23 protein-coding genes are annotated in these 23721 nt (G+C 41.9%); 11 read left to right on the plus strand and 12 right to left on the minus strand.

Annotated elements, in window-relative coordinates:
* Positions 1-34: 34 nt before the first annotated feature.
* Complete coding sequence (gene lon / locus AAFN85_RS11655) at positions 35-2509, minus strand: endopeptidase La (protein WP_347527445.1); 2475 nt, start codon at positions 2507-2509, stop codon at positions 35-37.
* A 374-nt stretch (positions 2510-2883) separates the two neighbouring features.
* Between lon and AAFN85_RS11660 the strand changes: the two genes are divergently transcribed.
* From AAFN85_RS11660 to AAFN85_RS11670, 3 genes are all read left to right on the plus strand, one after another.
* Positions 2884-3528: a hypothetical protein gene (locus AAFN85_RS11660; RefSeq protein ID WP_347527447.1), complete on the plus strand. Its 645-nt coding sequence runs from the start codon at positions 2884-2886 to the stop codon at positions 3526-3528.
* Between the two features lie 95 nt (positions 3529-3623).
* Positions 3624-4085: a hypothetical protein gene (locus tag AAFN85_RS11665; RefSeq protein ID WP_347527448.1), complete on the plus strand. Its 462-nt coding sequence runs from the start codon at positions 3624-3626 to the stop codon at positions 4083-4085.
* Entirely contained in the window at positions 4085-4444 is a 360-nt protein-coding gene (locus tag AAFN85_RS11670) for a type II toxin-antitoxin system PemK/MazF family toxin (protein ID WP_347527449.1), read from the plus strand. Before AAFN85_RS11665 ends, AAFN85_RS11670 begins: the two co-directional genes overlap by 1 nt.
* Here the strand turns inward: AAFN85_RS11670 and AAFN85_RS11675 are convergent.
* Together AAFN85_RS11675 and gpmI are read right to left on the minus strand one after the other, a co-directional pair.
* Positions 4416-5012 (minus strand): hypothetical protein, encoded by a 597-nt coding sequence (locus tag AAFN85_RS11675; protein WP_347527450.1) that lies wholly within the window; start codon positions 5010-5012, stop codon positions 4416-4418. The two genes, AAFN85_RS11670 and AAFN85_RS11675, sit on opposite strands and share 29 nt — an antisense overlap.
* The gene (gpmI, locus tag AAFN85_RS11680; RefSeq protein ID WP_347527451.1) at positions 4999-6522 is read right to left on the minus strand and encodes a 2,3-bisphosphoglycerate-independent phosphoglycerate mutase; all 1524 of its coding nucleotides are present in this window, start codon (positions 6520-6522) and stop codon (positions 4999-5001) included. The genes AAFN85_RS11675 and gpmI overlap by 14 nt, the downstream gene beginning before the upstream one ends.
* Positions 6523-6703: 181 nt before the next feature.
* Between gpmI and AAFN85_RS11685 the strand changes: the two genes are divergently transcribed.
* The 5 genes from AAFN85_RS11685 to AAFN85_RS11705 all read left to right on the plus strand — a co-directional run bounded on the left by AAFN85_RS11685 (position 6704) and on the right by AAFN85_RS11705 (position 10506).
* Positions 6704-7087, plus strand: a complete 384-nt coding sequence (locus AAFN85_RS11685; RefSeq protein ID WP_347527453.1) for a DUF4783 domain-containing protein — start codon at positions 6704-6706, stop codon at positions 7085-7087.
* Positions 7088-7324: 237 nt separating this feature from the next.
* The gene (nadC, locus tag AAFN85_RS11690) at positions 7325-8170 is read left to right on the plus strand and encodes a carboxylating nicotinate-nucleotide diphosphorylase (RefSeq protein ID WP_347527454.1); all 846 of its coding nucleotides are present in this window, start codon (positions 7325-7327) and stop codon (positions 8168-8170) included.
* Positions 8171-8274: 104 nt separating this feature from the next.
* Entirely contained in the window at positions 8275-8928 is a 654-nt protein-coding gene (plsY, locus tag AAFN85_RS11695; protein WP_347527455.1) for a glycerol-3-phosphate 1-O-acyltransferase PlsY, read from the plus strand.
* Positions 8929-8933: 5 nt separating this feature from the next.
* Positions 8934-9734, plus strand: coding sequence for a M48 family metallopeptidase (locus AAFN85_RS11700; RefSeq protein ID WP_347527456.1), 801 nt, complete (start codon positions 8934-8936; stop codon positions 9732-9734).
* Positions 9735-9777: 43 nt separating this feature from the next.
* Positions 9778-10506, plus strand: a complete 729-nt coding sequence (locus tag AAFN85_RS11705) for a DUF2071 domain-containing protein (protein WP_347527458.1) — start codon at positions 9778-9780, stop codon at positions 10504-10506.
* A 391-nt stretch (positions 10507-10897) separates the two neighbouring features.
* On the opposite strand, the gene AAFN85_RS11710 is transcribed toward AAFN85_RS11705, so the two are convergent.
* The 7 genes from AAFN85_RS11710 to AAFN85_RS11740 form a co-directional block, all read right to left on the minus strand.
* Positions 10898-12853, minus strand: coding sequence for a M1 family metallopeptidase (locus AAFN85_RS11710; RefSeq protein ID WP_347527459.1), 1956 nt, complete (start codon positions 12851-12853; stop codon positions 10898-10900).
* A 284-nt stretch (positions 12854-13137) separates the two neighbouring features.
* Positions 13138-14403 carry an anthranilate synthase component I family protein gene (locus tag AAFN85_RS11715; RefSeq protein WP_347527460.1) on the minus strand — a complete coding sequence of 422 codons (1266 nt, stop codon included), beginning with the start codon at positions 14401-14403 and terminating at the stop codon, positions 13138-13140.
* Positions 14404-14572: 169 nt separating this feature from the next.
* On the minus strand, positions 14573-15850 hold the full coding sequence (locus AAFN85_RS11720) for an adenylosuccinate synthase (RefSeq protein WP_347527461.1): 1278 nt from the start codon (positions 15848-15850) through the stop codon (positions 14573-14575).
* On the minus strand, positions 15850-16482 hold the full coding sequence (locus AAFN85_RS11725; RefSeq protein ID WP_347527462.1) for a nucleotidyl transferase AbiEii/AbiGii toxin family protein: 633 nt from the start codon (positions 16480-16482) through the stop codon (positions 15850-15852). Before AAFN85_RS11725 ends, AAFN85_RS11720 begins: the two co-directional genes overlap by 1 nt.
* Complete coding sequence (locus AAFN85_RS11730) at positions 16437-16730, minus strand: hypothetical protein (protein ID WP_347527463.1); 294 nt, start codon at positions 16728-16730, stop codon at positions 16437-16439. The genes AAFN85_RS11725 and AAFN85_RS11730 overlap by 46 nt, the downstream gene beginning before the upstream one ends.
* A 6-nt stretch (positions 16731-16736) precedes the next feature.
* Positions 16737-17204, minus strand: a complete 468-nt coding sequence (locus AAFN85_RS11735) for a transcriptional repressor (protein WP_347527464.1) — start codon at positions 17202-17204, stop codon at positions 16737-16739.
* A gap of 156 nt (positions 17205-17360) precedes the next feature.
* Positions 17361-19586, minus strand: coding sequence for a bifunctional (p)ppGpp synthetase/guanosine-3',5'-bis(diphosphate) 3'-pyrophosphohydrolase (locus AAFN85_RS11740; RefSeq protein ID WP_347527465.1), 2226 nt, complete (start codon positions 19584-19586; stop codon positions 17361-17363).
* A gap of 109 nt (positions 19587-19695) precedes the next feature.
* Here AAFN85_RS11740 and AAFN85_RS11745 point away from each other — a divergent pair, with 109 nt between their 5' ends.
* From AAFN85_RS11745 to bshB1, 3 genes are read left to right on the plus strand one after another with little or no spacing between them, the layout of a single operon-like run.
* Entirely contained in the window at positions 19696-20322 is a 627-nt protein-coding gene (locus tag AAFN85_RS11745) for a DUF4294 domain-containing protein (RefSeq protein WP_347527467.1), read from the plus strand.
* 3 nt (positions 20323-20325) lie between these two features.
* A complete protein-coding gene (locus AAFN85_RS11750; protein ID WP_347527468.1) occupies positions 20326-20832 on the plus strand; it encodes a glutathione peroxidase in 507 nt (168 codons plus the stop codon).
* 14 nt (positions 20833-20846) lie between these two features.
* Entirely contained in the window at positions 20847-21572 is a 726-nt protein-coding gene (gene bshB1, locus AAFN85_RS11755; RefSeq protein ID WP_347527469.1) for a bacillithiol biosynthesis deacetylase BshB1, read from the plus strand.
* Positions 21573-21674: 102 nt separating this feature from the next.
* Here bshB1 and AAFN85_RS11760 read toward each other — a convergent pair whose 3' ends face one another.
* Complete coding sequence (locus AAFN85_RS11760) at positions 21675-22112, minus strand: hypothetical protein (protein WP_347527470.1); 438 nt, start codon at positions 22110-22112, stop codon at positions 21675-21677.
* Positions 22113-22336: 224 nt separating this feature from the next.
* Entirely contained in the window at positions 22337-23668 is a 1332-nt protein-coding gene (lat, locus tag AAFN85_RS11765) for an L-lysine 6-transaminase (protein WP_347527471.1), read from the minus strand.
* Positions 23669-23721: the final 53 nt, after the last annotated feature.

Genomic DNA, 23721 nt, shown 5'->3' on the forward strand with positions numbered 1-23721 from the left:
TTTTTAAAAGTATAATGGAAAGAGCTAATTAAAATTAATTAGCCGCGCTTTTCTCGTCTTCTTTAACCGTCAAATCCAAGGCATCTTTCACTTTTTCGTTAAGCAGCGCCAGTTTTATCACATCGCGCATATCGGTAACATAATGAAATGTCAGATCTTTTATATAATCTTCTTTTATCTCCAGGATATCTTTCTGGTTGGATTTGCAAAGGATGATCTCCTTGATATTGGCGCGTTTGGCAGCCAGGATTTTTTCTTTGATACCACCAACGGGTAACACGCGGCCACGCAGGGTAATTTCGCCTGTCATAGCCAGATGAGGTTTTACTTTACGTTGGGTAAATGCCGAAACCAGGGCGGTAAGCATAGTAACACCTGCCGATGGGCCATCCTTAGGTGTAGCGCCTGCCGGTACGTGAACGTGTACATCCCACTGATCAAACAGTTTTGGGTTGATATTAAAAGCTGAGGCGTGTGCACGCAAATAAGCAAGGGCAATGGTCACCGATTCTTTCATTACATCACCAAGGCTGCCTGTAAGCGTTAAGCGGCCCTTACCGGGGCTTAAACTTGCTTCAATGAACAAGATATCGCCACCAACCGATGTCCAGGCCAGGCCTGTTACAACGCCTGCTACATCATTACCCTCGTAAAGGTCTTTGTCAAATATTGGTGCGCCCAGTATTTTTTCGATATCCTTTTTGTTTACGATGCTGTTGTAAGGTTCTTCCATGGCTATGTTTTTAGCCACGCCGCGCACAACAGATCCTATTTTTTTCTCTAACGAACGTACGCCCGATTCACGGGTATAATCTACGATCACTTTTTCCAGTACATCAGCTTTAAGGCTTATATCTTTTAGTTTTAGGCCGTGAGCTTCACGTTGCTTAGGTAACAGGTGCTGCTTGGCTATCTCAACCTTCTCTTCAATGGTATAACCGTTCACCTCAATGATCTCCATCCTATCCAGCAAAGCAGGCTGAATGGTGCTTAAGGAGTTAGCCGTGGCGATGAACATTACGTTTGACAGATCGTAATCCATCTCCACATAATGATCGTAAAACGTACCATTCTGCTCGGGGTCAAGTACCTCAAGCAAAGCAGATGAAGGGTCGCCCCTAAAATCGTTACCAACTTTATCAATCTCATCTAAAATAAAAACAGGGTTTGAAGCGCCCGCTTTTTTAATGGATTGGATGATACGGCCCGGCATCGCGCCGATGTAAGTTTTACGGTGGCCACGGATCTCGGCTTCGTCACGAATCCCGCCCAATGCCATCCTCACATATTTACGACCTAACGCTTTGGCTATCGATTTACCCAAAGATGTTTTACCAACACCCGGAGGGCCAACCAAACAAAGGATAGGGGCTTTCATATCGTGCTTCAGTTTAAGCACGGCCAGGTATTCGATAATGCGTTGTTTTACTTTATCTAAACCAAAGTGGTCTTTATCTAAAACGCGTTGCGCGCGTTTCAGGTCGAAGTTATCTTTGGTAAACTCATTCCATGGCAGGTCGAGCAGCAACTCGAGGTAGTTGATCTGTACCGAGTAATCAGCCGCCGCAGGATTAGTACGGGCCAGTTTTTCGATCTCTTTATTAAAATGATCTTTAACTTCTTTTGCCCATTTCTTTTTAAGGGCACGCTGGCGCAGGCTGTCAATTTCCAGGTCGGGCGTGTTGCCGCCTAATTCTTCCTGGATGGTTTTGAGTTGTTGGTTCAGGAAATAGTCGCGCTGTTGTTTATCAAGATCTACGCGAACTTTGGTTTGGATCTGGTTTTTAAGCTCAAGCATTTGCAGGTCGAGCGTTAAATGTTCCAGTACCAGGTTAGCGCGTTCACGCAAATTGGCAATTTCAAGCAGATTTTGCTTGGCCGCCATATCGGCATTCATATTTGATGATATGAAATTGATCAGGAACGATGTGCTCTCGATATTACGGATAGCGATACCGGCCTCGCTCGGGATATTTGGCGAAAGCTGGATAATGTTCATAGCCATATCTTTAATAGACGATACCATGGCTTTAAACTCTTTATCCTCTTTGCCTTTTATTTCGTGAAAGGGCTCAACTTTGGCTTTGATATAAGGCTCGCTCTGTACTTCTTCTTTTAAAATAAAGCGTTTTTTACCTTGTATAATAACCGTGGTGTTACCATCGGGCATTTGCAGCATTTTGATGATAAGCGCGATAGTGCCAACGTTGTGAAGCTGATCAAAATTAGGGTCTTCAATACCCACATCCTGTTGCGCTACCACCCCGATCATCCGGCTGCCTTTATTGGCATCACGGATCAGTTTTATTGATTTATCCCTGCCAACCGTGATCGGTATTACCACACCCGGAAACAGCACAGTATTGCGCAGGGGCAAAATCGGCATTATTTCGGGTAGTTCTTCGTTGTTCATTTCCTCCTCGTCTTCTGATGACATCAGGGGGAAAAACTCCGAATCCTCATTTATAACCGGTAAAGCATTCTTAAAATCAAACGGATCGAAACTCATTAATTATATTTTATGTTTAGAATAAAACGTCATGTTGTCAGCCTGTAAAACAACCCGAAGGTGTATTTACAGGTAAAATTGCAGTTATTAGTTGCGTCACATTATGTTTCAAGAGCTGTGCCAAGTTAAGCTAATAAACGATAACAATCAATTGGCGGTTTTAATATATTGATTACGTGTAGTTTATAAATAAGTTGGCCGAATTGTAAATAAATGAGATTTTGTTGATAAAGATGAAAAAAAGTCATAGTATCGCTGTGCTCAAAATTTTTGTGCCTTGTAAAGTTTTTTAAACAAATTAATAGTAAGGCATAATAATTTGAGATATTGATAGTTAAAGTAGTACCATTGTTGTTTTACCAGTATTCCGTTTAATGAAACTGTCGGTTATTATCCCTTTTCTGATCATCTCTACGTTCGAATCGGCATTAGCGCAAAACGCTTATGTAAGGTTGGGGCAACAGGCGCTGATGGATGGTGATTTCCGGTCGGCAGTATCACATCTGGAAAAAGCTTGCATCACCGACTCTACCAATGCCAACGCCATGTGGATGTTGGGCTACTCATATTATCACAGCGATAACTATAAAAAATCGGTACTGGCCTATACCAAAGTAATAGCCGTTAAACCTGGCGATGCTACAGCCTATTATTACCGGGCGAGGGCTAAAGGCTATTTGGGCCGGGATAACCAGGCGAGTCCTGCAGATAAGGAATTGTACTTGTTGGGGGCAATCATCGATCTCACCAAGGCCATATCCATCAATAGCGATTTAAAAGACAATAAATACTACCAAAACCGTGGCATAGCATACCGCGATTACGGTATCTTCAAACTCCAAAATACCTCTCATTTTTATGATAAAGCGAGGGGAATCAACTCATTAAAAGCCTCTATAGCCGACTTGGAGAAAGTACTGGCAGATAATCCTTCCCGTATGGATATTGCTACTTTGATAGATCAATCAAAGGATAAATTGATCCAGGCTACTACCGGCAATACTTTGGTGAAACATTAAAGTTGAAACTACTATGAAGTCGGTTGTTGTGTTCTCCAAAAGCACAAATCAATTACAATTATTTAGCTTATCTTTATAATTATAGATATAAGAAGATGACCACAGCTTTATTAATTCAGGATGTAGAAAGCAAAGTGAAAGACATTGACTTTGGAAGCTATTTTTCTGATTTGTTTTTTGGGCATTCTATATCAAATGATCGGTTTAAAAAGTCTTTGACTGAATTCAATGAGAAATTGAAGGAAGAAGTAGGGGATATGAGTTTTTTAAAAGAATTAAACCAATCAGATTTAACGTTGATTTATCAAAGATTAGAAAAATGGAATAATGTTTTTGATAAGTTGAATGACCTGTATTATTCAAGTAATTATTTTGAAGATAAAGAACTTAAAGATGTTTTTAGAGTATTAACAAGGCAGCTTCACAAAATTGAAAATTTGAGTTTTAAGCGCCTGAATAAAGATAATGCAGTGGATACTACACCTGAATATATCAAAGAAGGCCTTGCAAACTTTTCAAAAGAAAATATAGCTGTAAAACTAAGCTCATCTAATTAATGCCATACCAACGAGGCGATATTATCGAATTGCCATTCCTTATCCCCGGTAAAAATAAAACTGAAAAACATCCGGCTGTTATCATCTCTAATGATGACGTTTACAATAATGAAGGCATTTACATCTGTGTGATGATAACTCATTCAGAGCAGAATGAAAGCTTTGCATTTAATCTTACTCCTGATATGTTTTTGAATCCTGATAATGCTCCTGAAGGAAAAGCTAAAGCCCATTTATTGGCTTATGTTTTAGAAAATCAGGTTATTAAAAACAGCAGTTCCAAAAAAGCACGGATGAAGAAAGTTTATGTAGATAAACTGGTCGACTTTATTAACGACATGGTTTTAATGGAATATTAACCTGCCTCTTCGGCAACGTTCCCTGCACTTTATAATCATTTCTCCCCATCAATCTCACATGTTGCGTTTTCTCGATCAGGTACAATGAATCGGGAAAATAGCTTAGCTTTTCGCTGGTTTCGTACAGCAGGTTTTTGGTGTGATTATAAATCAATACCCATTGCACTTTTTCGCCCGCTTTTTTGATGATGATGCGGCGGGTTTTCAACTCGGGTGTAAGTGCTTTATAAATTACCGCGCTATCACTATTGCTTACCGAATAACTGTTTTTCCAGGCCGGGCGGTTAATATCCGATTGAATAAACAGGTTAAGTTCCTGGCTCCAGTTGCCAATGTGAACAGTTTTGGTTTCTACGGTTCCATTGTGTACAACAGTTTTAACTACAGGAGGATTAAGCCCTGCAAGCCGTGCAGAATCCGACCTGAAAAAAGCTTTCAAATCAAAATAAACCATTTTTGCGCCGCTTTGCCTGTTATCGGGCCTGCACGAAAACAAAAATGTTATTAACAGCAAAAAGCCGCCCGATAGGGCGGCTTTGATTATATTTTTGGGATTAAACCAATACATTTCCAGTCATTTCGGCCGGGATCTCAACGCCTAATATACTTAGTATAGTAGGGGCCACATCGCCCAGTTTGCCATCTTTTACTTCTTTCACATCTTTATCAATCACAATGCACGGTACCAGGTTGGTAGTGTGCGCTGTATTTGGCGAACCATCTTCGTTGATCATGTAATCGGCATTCCCATGGTCGGCCAGGATAATGAACGAGTAACCGTTTGCTAAACCAGCTTCAACAACCGCTTTGGTGCAGCTATCCGCTGTTTCGGCAGCGGTAACTACCGCGCTGAATACGCCTGTGTGGCCAACCATATCGGTATTGGCAAAGTTAAGGCATACAAAATCTGGCCAGCCTGCTTCCAGTTCAGGAATGATCGCGTCGCGGATGCCGGCAGCGCTCATTTCTGGTTGCAAATCATAAGTAGCAACTTTCGGTGATGGAACTAACAGGCGTTTCTCGTTAGCAAACTCTTTTTCACGGCCACCCGAGAAGAAGAAGGTTACGTGTGGGTATTTTTCTGTCTCAGCAATCCTGATCTGGCTTTTACCAGCGTTTTGCAGGATCTCGCCAAGTGTTTTGGTCAAGTCTTCTTTATTGAAAACGATCTGCACGTTTTTAAACGTTTCATCATATGGGGTCATGGTGATGTAACGGATGCTAAGTGGGTGCATGTTGTATTCAGGGAAGGATTTCTGAGTTAATGCAACGCTGATCTCACGGCCCCTGTCGGTACGGAAGTTGAAGCAGATCACTACATCGCCTTCGGCAATAACGGCAAGCGGTTTACCTTCGGCATCAACAGCTACGATTGGTTTAACAAACTCGTCGGTAACTTCTTCAAGGTACGAATGCTTGATCAGGTCGGTAATATTTTCAGCTGGTGTACCAATGCCATTTACCATCAGGTCGTAAGCTAATTTAACGCGCTCCCAGCGGTTATCGCGGTCCATAGCGTAGTACCTTCCAATAGCTGAAGCGATTTTAGCGTTTGTGCCGGCAATATGCTCTTCTAAGTCGGTAATAAAACCTAAGCCCGATTTTGGGTCGGTATCACGGCCATCTAAAAAAGCATGGATATATACGTTTGGTACTTCCAGCTGTTTAGCGGCATCGCAAAGGCCTTTTACATGCCTGATGTGCGAGTGAACGCCGCCATCAGATACTAAACCGATAAAGTGAACATTTTTATTGTTTTGCTTAGCGTATTCAAAAGCATCTTTCAAAACCGGGATGGTTGGCAGTTCGTTATCATCAACCGCTTTATGAATGCGGCCCAGTTCCTGGTAAACCACTCTGCCAGCGCCAAGGTTCATGTGACCAACCTCTGAGTTGCCCATCTGGCCGGCCGGTAAACCTACCGCTGTGCCAGAGGCTTCAAGTTTTGAATTTGGATATTGCTGGATCAGGCTGTCGAAAAACGGTGTTTTTGCAGCAATGATAGCGTTTGATTGATCGTTGCGGCCGTAACCCCAGCCATCAAGTATAATTAGTGCGACTTTCTTTTTGTTTTCCACAATGCAAATATAACCGCATGGCAATATTTTAAGTGTAATTTTTTTAATAATAGATGATTACAAAATAAGCGCTAAGTATTGGCGTTTGGTGTTTAATATACATTTTGAAAAATCTTTCAAAAACCAATTTAAACATTGCGGCTCTTTGTAACTTTATCGCCCATTTGTACGTTATCACATTATGAAACTATCATACCTGCCATCGGTTATCCTATTATTGCTGCTTCCGCTTGCCTCAATGGCCGATGGAATAGATAACGTGGCCAATTTGCTAAAAGCCGGTAACACCAAAGAGCTATCCAAACTTTTTGCGCCCAGTATTGAAATTACCATAATGGATAACGAAAATACTTATTCGCAAACCCAGGCTGCTGTTATTCTTGATAAATTCCTGGCGAAAAATAAACCCAAAAGCATCAAATCCTTGCATAAAGTGAACTCGGGGGGGAATTACCATTTCGGCGTTTATCTGTTAAATACAGATACCGGTGAATTTAGAGTGGCTATTACGCTTAAAGATAACAACGTGGTTGAGCTGAAAATTGAGGATGAGAAGGTAAAATAGATGATTAACCGATGTGCAAATTTCAGATGTGCGAATGTGCAGATGATTTTTGGATGATTGACATGATTAATTATTTTTCAGTTCGTGTTTATGGGAATTTGTCAATCAATTAATTTTTAATTTGCACATCCGCGCATCTGAAATCCGCACATTTTTCCCCTCATCTGCACATCTGAAATTTGCACATCTGCACATCCATCCAAAATTCTTACTTTTACCCCCAAAATAGCAACACACTTGGATAAGGAACTTATACACCAATTTATAAAGGATACTTTGGCAGAGGATGTAGGCGATGGCGACCATACCTCCCTATCAACCATACCTGCCAATGCTACCGGCAAAGCAAAACTTTTAGTTAAAGACGAAGGCGTACTGGCCGGAGTTGAACTTGCTGCCGAGATATTTCACATTGTAGACCCCAATCTGAAGCTTACAGTATTTATACAAGATGGCGCAGCTGTTAAATACGGCGATGTAGCTTTTGAAGTAGAAGGAAGCTCTCGCAATATATTAACTGCCGAACGTTTGGTACTGAATTGTATGCAACGCATGTCGGGAATTGGTACAAAAACACATCAGATCGTCGAGTTGTTAAAAGACACCAATACCAAAGTTTTAGATACCCGTAAAACTACTCCAGGTTTGCGTTATTTGGAGAAATGGGCTGTGCGCATTGGCGGTGGTGTTAACCATAGGTTTGGTTTATATGATATGATCCTGATCAAGGATAACCATGTTGACTACGCCGGAGGGATCAGGCAGGCTATTGAAAGCGCTAATCAGTATCTTAAAGACAATAACAAACAATTAGCCATTGAGATAGAGGTTCGTAACATTGATGAGTTGGAGCAGGTGATCCAAACAGGCAATGTAAACCGCATTTTACTGGATAACTTCAATTTTGATACCTTAAGAGAAGCGGTTAAAATTATTAACGGTCGTTTTATTACAGAGGCATCAGGTGGTATCACTATCGATAACATTCGTGAATATGCCGAGTGCGGGGTTGATTACATATCAGTTGGCGCTTTAACCCACTCGGTTAAAAGCCTCGACCTTAGCTTGAAGGCTGTAAAATAACCTGGTAGAACAAATCAGATAAGATTTAATTATTCAAAGTTTAGTAGTAAAAGCGCTATGATTAAAGCGCTATTACCGCTTCTATTTTGTAATATTGCAAGAGAATGATAACCGTTTACTCTGTTACAGCACTCATAATGGCTTATCTATGCGGCTCGATACCCACGGCTGTTTGGATAGGTATGGCTTTTTATAAGGTTGACGTACGCGAGTACGGCAGCGGTAATGCCGGTGCTACCAATACTTTCAGGGTGTTGGGCAAACAAGCCGGCATCCCGGTAATGCTGCTCGATATTTTTAAAGGCTGGGCTGCTACCAACTTCGCTTATTTTATTGGCGCTTCGGCCACTGGCCCCATCAATTCGGTGGCTTATACTAACTACGAACTTGCTTTGGGCATTGCCGCTGTTATGGGGCACCTGTTCCCAATTTTTGCAGGTTTTAGAGGAGGCAAAGGCGTGGCTACCCTTTTTGGAATGATTTTGGCTATTCACTTTCATGCGGCCCTGTTATGCGTTATTGTATTTATAACTGTGTTACTAATATCCAAGTATGTATCGCTTAGTTCAATTGCTGCATCTTTTACTTACCCAATAGGCGTTAGTTTTATATTCCCAACACCTATACGGGCTATAGTAATTTATGGCATGTGCATTTGCGTACTGGTACTGGTAACACATCAAAAAAATATTGAGCGATTGATAAGGGGCAAAGAATCGAAAGTTAATTTTTTTAAGAAAAAAACCACAACTGCCTGATCCAAATGAAAAGATTTAAACCTGCTTTGGTTGTGATAGCTATCATGACCATTTTTTCATGTTCTACGGTGCCATTAACCGGTCGTAAACAATTAAGCCTTGTTGGCGATGCCGAAGTAAACCAATCGGCAGCCGCGAGTTACAAACAACTATTATCCGATCCTAAAACCAAAGTTGTTGCTACCGGAAGCGATGCGCAACGCGTTAAAGTTATTGGTAACCGTTTGGCTACAGCTATCCAAAAGTACCTTAACGATAACGGCTACGGCAATCAATATAATTTTCAGTGGGAGTTTAACCTGATTCAGAGCAGCGAGGTTAACGCCTGGTGTATGCCCGGCGGTAAAGTAGCTGTTTATAGTGGTTTGTTACCGGTTGCCAACACGGATGCTTACCTGGCGGTAGTTATGGGCCACGAAATTGGTCACGCCATAGCGCGCCACTCTGCCGAGCGCATCTCGCAGGAAATGCTGGTACAAGGCGGCGGACAATTAGTTGGTGCAGCAACAAGTCAGCAATCTGCAGCTACGCAAACCGCTATCAGTACTTTATACGGAGTTGGCTCACAATTGAAATTACTGGCCTATTCACGTAACCAGGAATCAGAAGCCGACCGTTTAGGCTTAACGTTTATGGCGATGGCCGGATACGATCCGCATAATGCCATCAACTTTTGGCAACGTATGGCGGCCCAAAACAAAGGCGGCGCCCCGCCAGAGTTTTTGAGCACCCACCCGGCTGATGCGACCCGTATTGCCAATATCCAAAACCTCATACCTGAGGCTATGAAATATTACAAACCTTAATATAAATTTGATCCCGCCCCGTAAAGGCGGGATTTTTTGTTTTATGGCTAAACGCGAGTTTTTAAAAGCACAATGGAAAAACCTGGTAATGCTTAATTACGAGGTTGATCCCGAGATATTAAAACGCCATATTCCACCTGGAACTGTATTGGATTTGTGGGAAGGTAAAGCCTTAGTGAGCATGGTTGGCTTTATGTTTCTGGATACCGCGGTAATGGGCATTAAATGGCCATGGCATGTGAATTTTGAAGAGGTTAATTTGAGATTTTATGTGCGATATTTTAACGGTACCGAATGGAAGCGAGGCGCTGTTTTTATAAGTGAGATCGTGCCTAAAAGCATGATCGTACTTATCGCCAACAATCTTTACAAAGAACATTACCGGGCATTACCAATGCGAAGCTCAATCACGCCCGCCGCTGATAACCATACCGAATTTTTGTACGAATGGAAACTAAATGGCCGTTGGAATAAATTGGGCGCAACGGTAAGTAATAAGCTACAAGCGATTGAACCCGGTAGCCCGGAAGAGTTTATTTTAGAACATTACTGGGGATATAATGCTTTGAGTGTTGTTAAAACCATGGAATACCAGGTTGAGCATATCACTTGGCAAACCGGCGCTGTGCGCGATTATGTTTTCGATGCGGATGTTGCTGCTTTGTATGGGGAGGAATTTAAGCCTTATTTAGAAAAAGAGCCGGTTTCGGCGTTTTACGCTTTGGGATCGGATATTGTGGTGAGGATGGGGGAGAAGATTGTGGTGAAGTAAATACTTATAATCTGCCGCGGGTTTAGCGATAGCGTAACCCGTGGTGTAAAATCACTTAAGTCTCTGACTTAAGTGATAAAAAACAAAGCCAAAGTGGATGAGCTATTCGCAGTAGGTTAAACTGTCGCTAATTTAGTAGTGGATGGTTTGTTGGGGTTAAGTCAGAGACTTAACCTGTTATTCCCACGGGTTACGCTATCGCTAAACCCGCGGTAGCAGAGCGGCAGAAATAAAAAGCATGTCATTACGAGATACGAAGCAATCGCACGGAAGCAGATCGGCCCTGTATAGCTTGCGATTGCCACGTCGCCTACCTCGCGCGCTATCCTCCACCGCTCCTCGCAATGACATGAAGGGGGCAATGTATCTGAGTGGAGTTAGGCGAGCTAAATTATTTCCCCACCTCATAAACATTATTACCCCTATCCACATCCGGATACACCTTCCCCGCATCAATAACCACTTTGCTAACCGCGGCTTTTTTATCCCCGGCAAAAGTATAGCTACCCGCATATTCCCAAATCTCTACCGGAAACTCACGATGCTCAACAGAACCATCAGCGTATGTAATATCAACCATCAATGGCATAGCGGCTTTATTGATGTTTTCAATAGTGATCTGTGGTTGTTTGCCGGCTGCGCTTTCAACTTTAGCTATTTTTTGATCTAAGCGGTAATTCTCTAAAAACATCGATTTCCAAAACCAGGTCAGATCTTCCCCAGCCGAGCTATCCATACTCCTGAAAAAATCCCATGGAGTGGGGTGTTTGTAAGCCCAATCACGAATGTATTTCCTGAAAGCTGCATCAAAACGTTCAACGCCTAAAATATGGTTGCGCAATAAACCTAAAGAATAAGCCACCTTTTGATATTGCAACGGATAAACCTGGTTGCCTGGCAATGCATCTGGTCGGGTAACAATAGGTAACAGCTTCTCTGTAAATAATGAATCCAGCGGACTATCAATTTCGGCATAACCAATAAACTCGCCTTTGTTGAATTTTTTAGTGGCGATCATATCAATAAACATATTGAAGCCCTCATCCATCCAGGCGTATTTGCGTTCGTTGCTGCCAACTACCATTGGGAACCACGTATGGCCTAACTCGTGGTTTACAACAGCCCAATACATGTTGCCGGTATCTTTAGCCGCGCAAAATACCATGCCTGGGTATTCCATACCATCAAGGTTTGAGGCTACGTTAACGGCTTTGTTATATGGGTAAGGATACCATTGCTCAGAGAAATGCTGCAAAGTGAATTTGACGTATTCTGATGAACGTTTCCAGCTTTTAGCTTTATCCGATTCGATAGGGAAAACTGAACTTCCCATTATCCGTTTACCGCCGGCAATGGTAAAACTTTCGGCTTCCCATATAAATGAACGTGAAGCCGTCCACGCGAAATCACGGGCGTTATCCAGTTTAAACTTCCAGGTACAAAATGGTTTTGCCGGGCGCGATTTGGCATCGGTTACTTCGGCAGCTGTGCGGATCTGCACTGGCGTGTCGCTCTCTTTAGCCTGTTGGTAGCGTTTTAATTGTGTTGGTGTTAACACTTCTTCTGGATTAAGCAGATCGCCCGAGCCTTCTACAATAAAGCTGGATGGCGCGGTAATGTTTACCTGGAAATTGCCATATTCTAAATAAAACTCGCCGTTGCCAAGGTAGGGCAGGGTGTTCCATCCCTCTACATCGTCCAATACGCACATCCGCGGATACCATTGCGCAACGGCGTAAATGTTACCGTTTTTAGTAGGCAGGATATCGGTACGGTTAACCAGAAAATCGGCGTTTTTATAATTTACCGGGAAGTTGTATTTATAACGGATGCTAAAGCTAATGGCTTGGCCGCTGGCTAAAGGTTGTGCCAGTTCCAGCTGCATTCGGGTATCGTGAATATGGTATTTGATGTTTTCGTTTTTACCTGTCAGTTGAATATTTTCGATCTGGTAACCGCCATCGGGAGTTGAAGCTGTTGGATCTTTGTACAGGAACAGCTTTGATTGGATCCCCCGCGAATCTTTCTTAAACACATTTTGCTCCAATTGTAGCCATAGGCTCGACAGGGATTTTGGACTGTTGTTGGTATATGTAATGGTAGCCGTACCGCTTATTACATTGGTTTTATCATCAAGTGCCACATCAATAGCATAATCGGCTTTGTTTTGCCAATAGGCGGGACCGGGTTCGCCGGTTGCTGTGCGATATGTGTTGCCTTGTGGGAGTAATGAAACGGCTGAAAATAAATCGGCCGGGTTGTATTTTGTTTGGGCTGAAGCTACTCCGGCAGATAAGGATAGTAAGCCAAATATGATCAATTTAATGTTTTGTAGGGGTTTTAACATCTTGATAGCTAAATGAGCGGGTATTTGAAGTTTTACTGCTCAATATAAGTAAAAGTTGCTGGTTTTGTATGCAGGTTGAAGATGTTGGGTCTCGCAAAGACGCTAAGCCGCAAAGTTTTTTGTGGATGTTTGGATATGCGTGTTGTAGATTTTTAAGTACGCAAAGGGGGCTAAGGCGCAAGGTTTTTTGTGAAATGTTTTGATATTGTAGCCGAAGCTAAGTCTTAAAGTTTTTCTTTGCGTCTTCGCGACTTTGCGTGCCTTAAATATCGAATGGAAAGGCCTTACTTACCTCCTAAAACTTCCATCACCGCCTTGGCCTTCAACAAGCATTCCTCATATTCATTCTCGGCAATAGCATGGTAGGTAATAGCCCCTCCGGCGTGAAATGAAAGATATTTATTGGCAGAGTTGTATAACAAAGACCTGATCACCACATTAAAATCAAAATCATCATCCGGACTAAAATACCCTATCGCGCCAGAATATACCCCGCGTTTACTGCGCTCGTAATGCTCCATTAACTGCATACAGCTAACTTTAGGCGCGCCGGTCATGCTGCCCATGGGGAAGGTGTTTTTGATGGCCTGTACGTTTGATAGACCGTCTTGTACCTCACAAACTACCGTCGAGATCATTTGGTGTACCTGTTTAAAGCTGTGGATGCCGAAAAGTTCTTCGGTTTTTACGGTGCCGGGTTTGGCCGATCGGGTTAAGTCGTTACGCACCAGATCAACCACCATTACGTTTTCCTGTAATTCTTTGGGGTGATTGCGGAGGGCTTGCTTTGCTCGTTCATCGGCGGTGATATCGTCTAAGCGTTTCGCGGTGCCTTTGATGGGTTGTGAGATCAGTTTACTGTCCCGCTTTGCCAAAAAGCGTTCTGGCGATGCGCCGAGAATGTAATTGCCATCCCACTTAAAAAAGGTGGAGAAAGGATTAGGCGATACCTCATTCAGCTGCATAAAGAAGCTAAGCGGATCGATATCTGCATCCTCAGTAAAAAACTCCTGGCAAAAGTTAGTTACGTAAATATCTCCGCGGCTGATATGCGCTTTGATCTGGTTTACGGTATCAATATATTCCTCCCTGCTGAAACGGGGTTGTAACGTTATTGCAGATTGGTGTTTTGGTTGTAAAGGGCTTTGAGCGGTTATTTCTTTTAATACTTCTTCCGGCTTATCAGAAATGATTTCGATATCAGTACCTTTAATCAAGATCAGATGTTGAGGTACAAAGAAATACAGATCGGGAAATTGCAATCCATCTACGTTTTCGGATGTAAGTTGCTCAACCTCGTTTTTTAGATCATACCCTAAAAAACCAGTCATCCAGCCGGGATTATCTTTCCTGAATTGTTCAAGCTGCTCAAAGGCTGTACCTGCGTTGGCAATCAGTTGTGACTGTGCTCCTGCAGCTATTAATGTATCGAATTTAGAGTATGGGTCACTAAAGCCGTTTGAGTCAAGATAACAAGCGGCATTAAATGTTGATGCCCATTGTAGCGCTTTCTGTTTAAAATCCGGCAAATCCTGTACCTGTACAATCACGTTGCAAAAATAACCAAGTAAATGAAATTAGTCGGTTTAATGTTATTCGATTTGCATAGCGGTTTCGTTTCGTGGAGACACAAAACGGGGAGGGGAAAATGAAAAAGGCCGGTAAAACCGGCCTTTGATAGTTATCTTCAAGTTTTTCGTGTCTCCACGAAAAACAGTATTAATGCAGTGTTAAAGTCTGTTTCCTGTCCGGACCTACAGATAAATATTTAACAGGTACGCCAAGTTCAGCTTCCAGGAAATCAATATATGATTGCAATTTGGCAGGGATCTCAGATAGTTCGGTAATACCGGTCAAATCTTCATTCCAACCATCAATTTCTTTATAAACAGGCTCTGGTTTTACTGAGCAAATATCGTAAGGCATGTAGTCAATTTGCTCGCCCAAATAGTTGTAGTGAGTAGCAGCATAGATCTTTTCGAAACCACTCAATACATCAGCTTTGGTCATTACCAATTGGGTAACGCCGTTAAGCATAATAGCATATTTTAAGGCAGGAAGATCGATCCAGCCGGTACGGCGTGGCCTACCAGTTGTTGCGCCAAACTCATGACCAACTTTGCGTAGTTCTTCGCCGGTTTCGTTCTCTAACTCAGTAGGGAAAGGACCGCCACCAACGCGGGTACAGTATGCTTTAAAAATACCGATCACATCACCAATTTGCTGAGGAGCAATACCTAAACCGGTACAAGCACCTGCGGCAGTAGTGTTTGATGAAGTTACAAATGGGTACGAACCAAAGTCGATATCAAGCATAGCGCCTTGTGCGCCTTCTGCCAATACTTTTTTGCCTTCTTTAATATAGTTGTTAACCAAATGTTCAGAATCAACTAAAGGGAACTGACGTAACACCTCTAAGGCTTCGAAAAATAAAGTTTCACGCTCTGAAAAATCAGCGACTTCACCATAAAGCTGTTGTAGCATTGATACATGTTTATCAACCAGTTTTTGGTAACGCTCTTTAAAATCGGGCAGAGTGATATCGCCAATACGCAAACCATTACGGCCGGTTTTATCCATATAAGTTGGACCGATACCTTTTAAAGTTGAACCAATTTTGCCGTCGCCCATTTTTTTCTCGTTGGCAGCGTCAAGCAATTGGTGGGTTGGCAATATCAGGTGCGCTTTTTTAGCAATTAAAAGATTTTTTTTAGCCAGCAGGTCGTGTCCGGCATCTTTCAATTTATCCAGTTCTTTTTTCAGGGTGATCGGGTCAATCACCACGCCATTCCCGATAAGGTTGATGGTGTTTTCAAAAAATATACCTGAAGGAATAGTGTTTAAAACAAACTTTTTACCGTCGAACTCCAAAGTATGACCTGCATTCGGTCCGCCCTGGAAACGAGCTATCAGGTCGTAACCTGCGCTCAGTACGTCAACAATTTTTCCTTTTCCTTCATCGCCCCACTGGAGGCCTAATAATACGTCAACAGCCATTAATTTCTAATATTTCTATAATAATCGTCAAATGCGTTCGTGATGGTTTGTTTTACTTTATCCCATGTCATACCATCTAATGATACAGGAGTTATAGTGTTTTCAGCGTCAGCAAAATAAACTACTGATCTGATGACCGCAAAGGTATCATCATAAGTATATCTATCATGATAAAATTGAAAAAGATTTTCAAATGAATAGAATTGCAGGAGTTTCGCAATATCCCAAAAGTCTTTTTTTACACCTCTGCCTTTCACAGCATTAAGTTTCAAAGCTACTAAATCGCGGATATCTGCGAGGGGAATTTCTTCAATAATTTGGGCAGGGTAGGCAAATGGATCTTTAACAGAAACAAAATCAACTTTTACATTATCGATGATGCATTGATAAATTGATTTATATCGATCATTCTCGCTTATAACCTGCCCGAAGTTATCATTGAGTGTTTCTTTGATCAACTCTTTATCAAAAGGTTGATCTGTAAAAAAATCAAGGTCTATTGATAGTCTGTGTCCGTAAAGTAGTGAAAGTGCTGTACCTCCAACTAACCTGAACTGTTCAAATTCAGGCATTGAAACTATTTTTTTTAAAAGTTCCAGTGTTGCAGGTTCAACTGTTTCTTTTCGTAACATTTAAAATCGGTAGGTTTAACCTTGAATAATACACAGCAAAAATTAATGCTGATATCTGAAAGCCATAAGGCTTGTAAGGCTAATTCTTTTACCTTGTTAAAACCATAAAATTTTAACAGGTTGTTAAAGTCTTCTGCTTTTCCTCGTTCAATAACCTTTTCAACAACATGCGCGGCATTTTTCTGATAATCGATATTATCCATATCAACATCCCAAAATGCCTGCTTGCTTAAAATAGGTTTGTTCATTATGACTTAAATTTTTCTATCACAATTACCATCCCTTAATTTGGTACAATTACCATAAAGGTTTAATGAGTGGTGTCTGATATCAAATTTCAATATATCGCCCATCATACTCTGGATCTGCTGGATGCGCGGATCGCAAAACTCAACCACTTTACCGCAATCGATGCAGATGATGTGATCGTGTTGTTTGTAGCCGTATGATTTTTCGAACTGGGCCATGTTTTTACCAAACTGGTGCTTGGTAACCAAATCGCACGATACCAATAGCTCCAGTGTGTTATACACTGTAGCGCGGCTTACGCGATATTTTTTATTTTTCATGTGGATGTACAGCGACTCCACATCAAAGTGATCTGTACGGGAATATATCTCTTCAAGTATGGCAAAACGTTCAGGCGTTTTACGCAAATTTTTATTTTCGAGGTAAGCCTCAAAAATTTTCTTAACCATAGGTATGGTATCCTGCTGTGACATAATGTTATATTAACGTGGCAAAGTTATTAATAATTTATGGAATAGAGTTAGAGTCAGGAAGTCAAGAATCAGGAAGCAAGAATGTGAATTTTGTCTTGTCTCTTAATTCTTGACTTCCTGCCTCTGTCTTGATTCCTGACTTCTTGCTTCTATCTCCTAAGAAGCTTTTTCTATCGCCGAATCAAAACGGTTAACCGCGGTTACGCCTTTTACCTGTTTCAGATTTCTGATCAGGGTATCCAGGTGGCCGGTATCATTTACGTAAAGCATTAACTGACCTTCAAAAATACCGTTGTCGCTATCTACGGTTATCGAGCGGATATTGATCTTAAAGTCGTTTGATATTACGGTGGTAAGTTTGTTGATCAAACCAACCTCATCAATACCGGTAATGCGCAAGCCGGTAAGGAAAGCCAGTTCCTGCTGATTTGTCCAGCGGGCTTTTACTATGCGGTAGCCGTAGTTGGCCATCAGTTTGGCAGCGTTAGGGCAATTGGTACGGTGTATTTTGATGCCATCGCTTACGGTAACAAAGCCGAAAACATCATCGCCGGGGATAGGGTTACAGCAATTGGCCAGCTTGTAATCTATCTTTTGCATGTCTTCGCCTATCAATAAAATATCGCTGTCTTTAGCTTTGATATTTTTAATGAGGGTTTGAACCTGCTCCTGGTCCATTTTATCTTGTTGCGGCTTGTTGTCCACCACCTTTTCGGAGGCCTGGTACTCTTTCAGGTCCTTCATATCGATGATGCCTTTGGCAACATTGTAAAAAAGATCTTGAGTAGCCTGTAGTTTGAAAAAGTAGCTGATCTTTTGCAGGTTTTCGGAGTTATAGGTGATCTTGAGCGATTTCATTTTGCGCTCCAGTATCTCCTTACCATCCTCGGCAATTTTGCGTTTCTCCTCTTTTAAGGCCGATTTAATTTTGGCTTTGGCTTTGGCGGTAACTACAAAATTCAGCCAATCCTCTTTAGGGGTTTGCTTGCTGGAAGTAATGATCTCTACCTGGTCGCCGTTTTGCAGTTTGTAGCTTAGTGGTACCAGTTTGTGGTTTACTTTAGCGCCGATACAGCTTGCGCCAACATCGGTATGGATCTCGAAGGCGAAGTCGAGCGCGGTTGCATTTAACGGCAATTGGATAAGAGCGCCTTTAGGAGTGAAGATAAAGATCTCGTCGCTAAAAAGGTTCATTTTAAAATCGTCGAGGAAATCCAGCGCGTTGCTATCCGGATTCTTCAGCATTTCGCGCACCTTGCTTACCCATTGGTCAAGACCGCTATCGGTGCTTGATTCTTTGTATTTCCAGTGTGCAGCAAAACCTTTTTCAGCAATCTCGTTCATGCGCTTGGTACGGATCTGCACCTCAACCCATTGTCCGCGCGGGCCCATTACCGTAGTATGTAATGATTCGTAACCGTTAGCTTTAGGCGATGAGATCCAATCGCGCAGCCTATCCGGATTAGGGCGGTATTGGTCGGTAACTATTGAGTAGGCTTTCCAGCAATCAGCTTTCTCATTCTCTTGTGCACTATCCAATATGATCCGGATGGCAAACAAATCGTACACCTCTTCAAAAGGTATCGATTTCTTTTTCATCTTGTTCCAGATAGAGTGGATTGATTTCGGGCGACCGAATACATCGGCCTCCAAACCCTGACCATGCAAAACTTTATTGATAGGCTCAATAAAATCGCGGATAAAGCGCTCGCGTTCGGCCTTTTTTTCGTTCAGTTTATTTTTGATGAACTGGTAAGTTTCGCGCTCCATGTATTTCATGGATAGGTCTTCCAGTTCAGATTTTATCGCGTACAAACCCAAACGGTGGGCGAGGGGCGCGTACAGGTAAACAGTTTCTGACGAGAGTTTTAATTGCTTATCCCTCGGCATAAACTCCATGGTACGCATGTTGTGCAGCCTATCAGCCAGCTTAATGAGTATCACCCTAACATCATCAGCCAGGGTAAGCAGCATTTTACGGAAGTTTTCGGCCTGTAAAGAGCTGTTGGTATCAAACACACCCGAAATTTTGGTAAGCCCGTCGATAATTTTGGCGACTTTTTTACCAAATTCCATCTCAATTTCATCAAGCGTAACGCTGGTATCTTCTACCACATCATGTAACAGGGCGCACACTATTGATGTTGTGCCAAGGCCAATTTCTTCGGCGGCTATCTGGGCAACAGCAATGGGGTGGTATATATAAGGCTCGCCGCTTTTGCGGCGCATATCTTTGTGGCTTTCAAGGGCCATATCAAAAGCCTTGCGTATCATGCGTTTATCGCCCTTTTGCAGGGTTGATTTACAGGCACGCAGCAAAGCGCGGTATCTTTTTAGTATCTCGTTCTTCTCGGCTTCCAGGTCTATCACTAAGTCTTTCATGTACGGGGTATTAACGGTATTAAGTTGTAAACACCCTGCAAATAAATATTATTGCGGGTATTAGTAAAATACCAAAAAAAATTACATTATTTTTGTATTAAGTAAAAATATGAAATTTATCGGATCTCTGTTGCTGTTATGTTGCTTAATGGGTGCTGCAAGTGCCCAAACAACTGCGCCTGCGACTACGCCGGCACCGGTAAAACTTAGCAAAAACGATACCATCAAAACGGCGATGACCGTTTTAGACGGCGAGCTTGTGCCCTGGATAGTTGAGCCAGAGGTGAAAATTGTGGATACCCGCATTTTCGCCAGCGAGGCTGATAGGTTAAACTATCGCCGTTTACGCTACAATGTGCTCAAAGTGCTGCCGTACGCGCGTTTTGCAGGCCAAAGGTATCGTCAGCTACAGCGCGACCTTGCCGTAACATCCGACAAGAAAACCCAAAAGCAGTTGGTGAACAAGTGCGAGGACGAGATAAAAACACTGTTTAATAAAGAGATAAAAAATCTGACAATTAGTCAGGGTGAGGTTTTGATCAAGCTGATTGACCGCGAAACCGGCCAAACCAGCTTTGCAATGGTTAAGGAGCTGAAGGGCGGTTTTAAAGCCTTCATGTTTCAATCGGTAGCCAGCATATTTGGTCATAACCTTAAAGAAACTTACGACCGCGAAGAGCAACGTGACATTGAGGCCATATTAACCCAGGCCGGTTACGACTCGACCAATAACTAATTAATGGATAACCAAAGCATTTACCGCTTTAGCGTTAAAAAACTAAACGGTGAAGAGATCGATCTTTCCGAATATCAAGGCAAAGTATTATTAATTGTAAATACCGCTTCGCAATGCGGCTTTACCCCACAACTTAAGGAACTTGCCGAATTAAAAACACAATTTGCCGGTCAGAATTTTGAGATCCTGGCATTTCCATCAAACGATTTCGGCCAACAAGAACCTTTAGACGGGCAGGCTATTGGTGTATTCTGCGAAAACTATGGAGCCAATTACCCGGTATTTGATAAGATAAAAGTGCGCGGAACTTACGCCCATCCGCTTTACCAGTTTTTTACCGATAGAAAAGCGAACGGCAAAGTAAGCTCAAGTCCACGCTGGAATTTTCATAAGTTTTTGGTGGATAGAGAAGGCCATGTAGTTGATTTTTACTACCCTTTCACCAAACCAATGTCGTCAAAGATCAGGAAAAAGATTGACCGCCTGCTGACAGCCCCTGTTAAGCAATAATTTACCTTTGCGCCATGCTTAAATTAGATATTTTAGTTTTATCTGTACATCCCGACGATGCTGAATTGGGTTGTGCCGGTACAATTTTGAAACATATTGCCCTCGGTTATAAAGTAGGTATTGTTGATCTTACCCGCGGCGAATTGGGCACCCGTGGTTCGGCCGAGATCCGTAAACGGGAGGCTGAGGCTGCTGCCGAAATTTTAGGTTTAGCTGTACGCGAAAACCTTGGCCTGCCCGATGCTTTTTTTGAAAACACCCGCGAACACCAGATCAAGGTTATAGAAGCTATTCGTAAATATCAGCCTTCTATTGTAATAACTAATGCTTATCATGATCGCCACCCGGATCATGGCCGCGCTAATGAGTTGGTTGAAACCTCTGCATTTTTAGCTGGTTTACGTAAGATCGAAACTTATGATGAGAATGGCCAGCTTCAAAAAGAATGGCGCCCGGATATGGTAATGCATTTTATACAGGATAACTATATTACTCCGGATATATTAATAGATGTTACCGAGCATTGGGATAAAAAAATAGAAAGTATTTATGCTTATGGTTCGCAATTTCATAATCCCGATTGGGAAGGTGAACCACAAACTTACATTTCGACCCCCGATTTTATTGAAATAGTTACCGGCCGTGCCCGCGAATTTGGAAAAGCAATCCGTGCAAAATATGCCGAAGGTTTTACAAGCAGGAAGATTTTGGGAGTAGATAATTTATTTAACCTTAAATAGTATTTTTTTAACTTTAAATTATATATTAATTAAAGTTAAAGCATAAAAAAAGCCCCCTTACAATCAGTTAGGAGGCTTTTTTATATTTAGATATAATACTTTTTATGCTCTGATATATTCAAAACGGTTGTTTTCGTTGCTTCTTTCTCTTCTTAACTTGTTTTCGTTAGCAAGTTTTAACAAGATGCCCGAAAGCTCGGATGTTTTGAAATCCGAATCGTATTGATCTTTACAATAATTAGCTATTGATGATATAGATCGTTGAACATCAAAGAAATCTGTATTCAATAGCTGGTTAAGAATTTTGGTTGCACCTGGCTTTTTACGCCCTGGCATAGCGCCATTCTCATCTTCAAGGCGCACTCTGCGGCCTTTTTTACTGAACAGATCAGAACCTTCTGCATCTGTTTTTTCTGATTCGATCATCACTTCGAGCAAGCGGTCGATGATCCTAACCTGGACGGCTTCCGACTGAAACGAATTTACAACTTCGGCCACTTCAACAAGTTGTTTCTTTAATTTCTCTATTTGTTTACTCATGATGATTGGATAGAACTAACTAATAACTTAAACGGGGGTGCAACAAATCTAATCGGAATAATAACAAAAAATATAGCGTATTTTGGAAAAAAAGTAGCGTATATTAATATCTTTTCCCTTTTGTAAATAATAGATGAGTTTTTTACCTTATTAAATATTAGTTAATTTATCCGACATATGGGCGGTAAACAGCCTGGTTGTGACAGGGTTACCAAATAGGATAACTACAAGGTTGCCGATAGTTGGTCTATCATATCGAGGCCAGTATCAATATGGCTTTTTTCGATAATAAGTGCCGGGCGGAAGCGTACACTCCTGTCGCCGCAACCAAGGTACATAATATTATTATCAAAACCTTTTTTTATGAAATTATCCCTTACGTTTTTGTCAGGAAAATCGAAAGCGCTAAGTAAACCGCGGCCCCTAACATTACTTATTATGGGGTGGCGGTTGGATATTTCGCGCAGGCTTGTCTGCAAATATTCGCCCATAGCGGCAGCATTATCGCAAAGGTTGTCCTCTTCAATTATCTCCAGTATTTTTGATGATCGTACCATATCAACCAAACTGCCGCCCCAGGTTGAGTTAATGCGCGATGATACCTTGAAAACATTATTTTCGATCTCATCCACACGTCGGCTGGCCAATATGCCGCATACTTGCATCTTTTTACCAAAGGCCAATATATCCGGACGGGCCTTTTCGCCAAAATGCTCGTGACACCAAAATTTGCCTGTTAAGCCTACTCCTGTTTGTACCTCATCATATATTAACAGCGCTTCGTATTCATCGGCCAGTTCACGCAGTTTTTCTAAAAACTCTTTGCGTACATGGTTATCGCCCCCTTCAGATTGTACGGGCTCAATAATAATGGCGCAAACATCATCCTTATTATCCTCAAATGCTTTCCTGATCTGGGCTACAGATAGTTGTTCCCGCTGCAACAGATCTTCATGGTTAGCATCGCTGTACGGAAAATTGATATACGGTACCGATACCCTTGGCCAATCAAACTTGGCAAACCATTTGGTTTTATTAGGCAAGGTATTAGTTAAACTCAAGGTATAGCCCGACCGGCCATGAAAAGCATGCTCAAAGTGGATCACTTTAAAGCCGCGCTCTTTGGTGTAGCCTTTGGCAAAGTTTTTTTGCACCTTCCAGTCCATTGCTACTTTCAAAGCATTTTCAATAGCTAACGAGCCGCCGGCTATAAAAAAGGCATGAGGTAGGTATTCGGGGATGCCTACGCGTGCAAAGGTTTCAACAAACTGGGCGTATTGTGTGGTATATATATCCGAGTTTGATGGGTTGGTTAAAGCCGCCAGCATCAAATTTTTTTTAAACTCTTCGTCGTTCACCATTTTGGGGTGATTGTAGCCCAGGGGCACCGAGGCAAAGCAGGTAAAAAAATCAAGTAACGTGCGGTTATATTTGGCATCATAAATATAAACACCCTTGCTTTTTTCCATATCAAAAGTAAGGTCGAAACCATCGGCTAATACATGCTTCTGTAATGAAGCCTGAACATTTTGCGGAGAAACAAGTAGCTTATACATATCAAATCGGTTTATTACAAATTTAGCAAAAACCGCCTAAAATCAAAATTTAA

The organism is Mucilaginibacter sp. CAU 1740, from assembly GCF_039839285.1.
Lineage (GTDB): Bacteria > Bacteroidota > Bacteroidia > Sphingobacteriales > Sphingobacteriaceae > Mucilaginibacter.

What these genes read in the sequence shown, in the direction of transcription:
- AAFN85_RS11730 (WP_347527463.1), bottom strand. Translation starts at nt 16,730, where the DNA reads ATGAACAAACCTATTTTAAGCAAGCAGGCATTTTGGGATGTTGATATG.
- lon (WP_347527445.1), bottom strand. Translation starts at nt 2,509, where the DNA reads ATGAGTTTCGATCCGTTTGATTTTAAGAATGCTTTACCGGTTATAAAT.
- AAFN85_RS11760 (WP_347527470.1), bottom strand. Translation starts at nt 22,112, where the DNA reads ATGAGTAAACAAATAGAGAAATTAAAGAAACAACTTGTTGAAGTGGCC.
- AAFN85_RS11665 (WP_347527448.1), top strand. Translation starts at nt 3,624, where the DNA reads ATGACCACAGCTTTATTAATTCAGGATGTAGAAAGCAAAGTGAAAGAC.
- AAFN85_RS11740 (WP_347527465.1), bottom strand. Translation starts at nt 19,586, where the DNA reads ATGAAAGACTTAGTGATAGACCTGGAAGCCGAGAAGAACGAGATACTA.
- AAFN85_RS11685 (WP_347527453.1), top strand. Translation starts at nt 6,704, where the DNA reads ATGAAACTATCATACCTGCCATCGGTTATCCTATTATTGCTGCTTCCG.
- AAFN85_RS11675 (WP_347527450.1), bottom strand. Translation starts at nt 5,012, where the DNA reads ATGTATTGGTTTAATCCCAAAAATATAATCAAAGCCGCCCTATCGGGC.
- AAFN85_RS11745 (WP_347527467.1), top strand. Translation starts at nt 19,696, where the DNA reads ATGAAATTTATCGGATCTCTGTTGCTGTTATGTTGCTTAATGGGTGCT.
- AAFN85_RS11705 (WP_347527458.1), top strand. Translation starts at nt 9,778, where the DNA reads ATGGCTAAACGCGAGTTTTTAAAAGCACAATGGAAAAACCTGGTAATG.
- AAFN85_RS11670 (WP_347527449.1), top strand. Translation starts at nt 4,085, where the DNA reads ATGCCATACCAACGAGGCGATATTATCGAATTGCCATTCCTTATCCCC.
- AAFN85_RS11725 (WP_347527462.1), bottom strand. Translation starts at nt 16,482, where the DNA reads ATGTTACGAAAAGAAACAGTTGAACCTGCAACACTGGAACTTTTAAAA.
- lat (WP_347527471.1), bottom strand. Translation starts at nt 23,668, where the DNA reads ATGTATAAGCTACTTGTTTCTCCGCAAAATGTTCAGGCTTCATTACAG.
- bshB1 (WP_347527469.1), top strand. Translation starts at nt 20,847, where the DNA reads ATGCTTAAATTAGATATTTTAGTTTTATCTGTACATCCCGACGATGCT.
- AAFN85_RS11750 (WP_347527468.1), top strand. Translation starts at nt 20,326, where the DNA reads ATGGATAACCAAAGCATTTACCGCTTTAGCGTTAAAAAACTAAACGGT.
- AAFN85_RS11735 (WP_347527464.1), bottom strand. Translation starts at nt 17,204, where the DNA reads ATGTCACAGCAGGATACCATACCTATGGTTAAGAAAATTTTTGAGGCT.
- AAFN85_RS11700 (WP_347527456.1), top strand. Translation starts at nt 8,934, where the DNA reads ATGAAAAGATTTAAACCTGCTTTGGTTGTGATAGCTATCATGACCATT.
- AAFN85_RS11720 (WP_347527461.1), bottom strand. Translation starts at nt 15,850, where the DNA reads ATGGCTGTTGACGTATTATTAGGCCTCCAGTGGGGCGATGAAGGAAAA.
- plsY (WP_347527455.1), top strand. Translation starts at nt 8,275, where the DNA reads ATGATAACCGTTTACTCTGTTACAGCACTCATAATGGCTTATCTATGC.
- AAFN85_RS11660 (WP_347527447.1), top strand. Translation starts at nt 2,884, where the DNA reads ATGAAACTGTCGGTTATTATCCCTTTTCTGATCATCTCTACGTTCGAA.
- AAFN85_RS11710 (WP_347527459.1), bottom strand. Translation starts at nt 12,853, where the DNA reads ATGTTAAAACCCCTACAAAACATTAAATTGATCATATTTGGCTTACTA.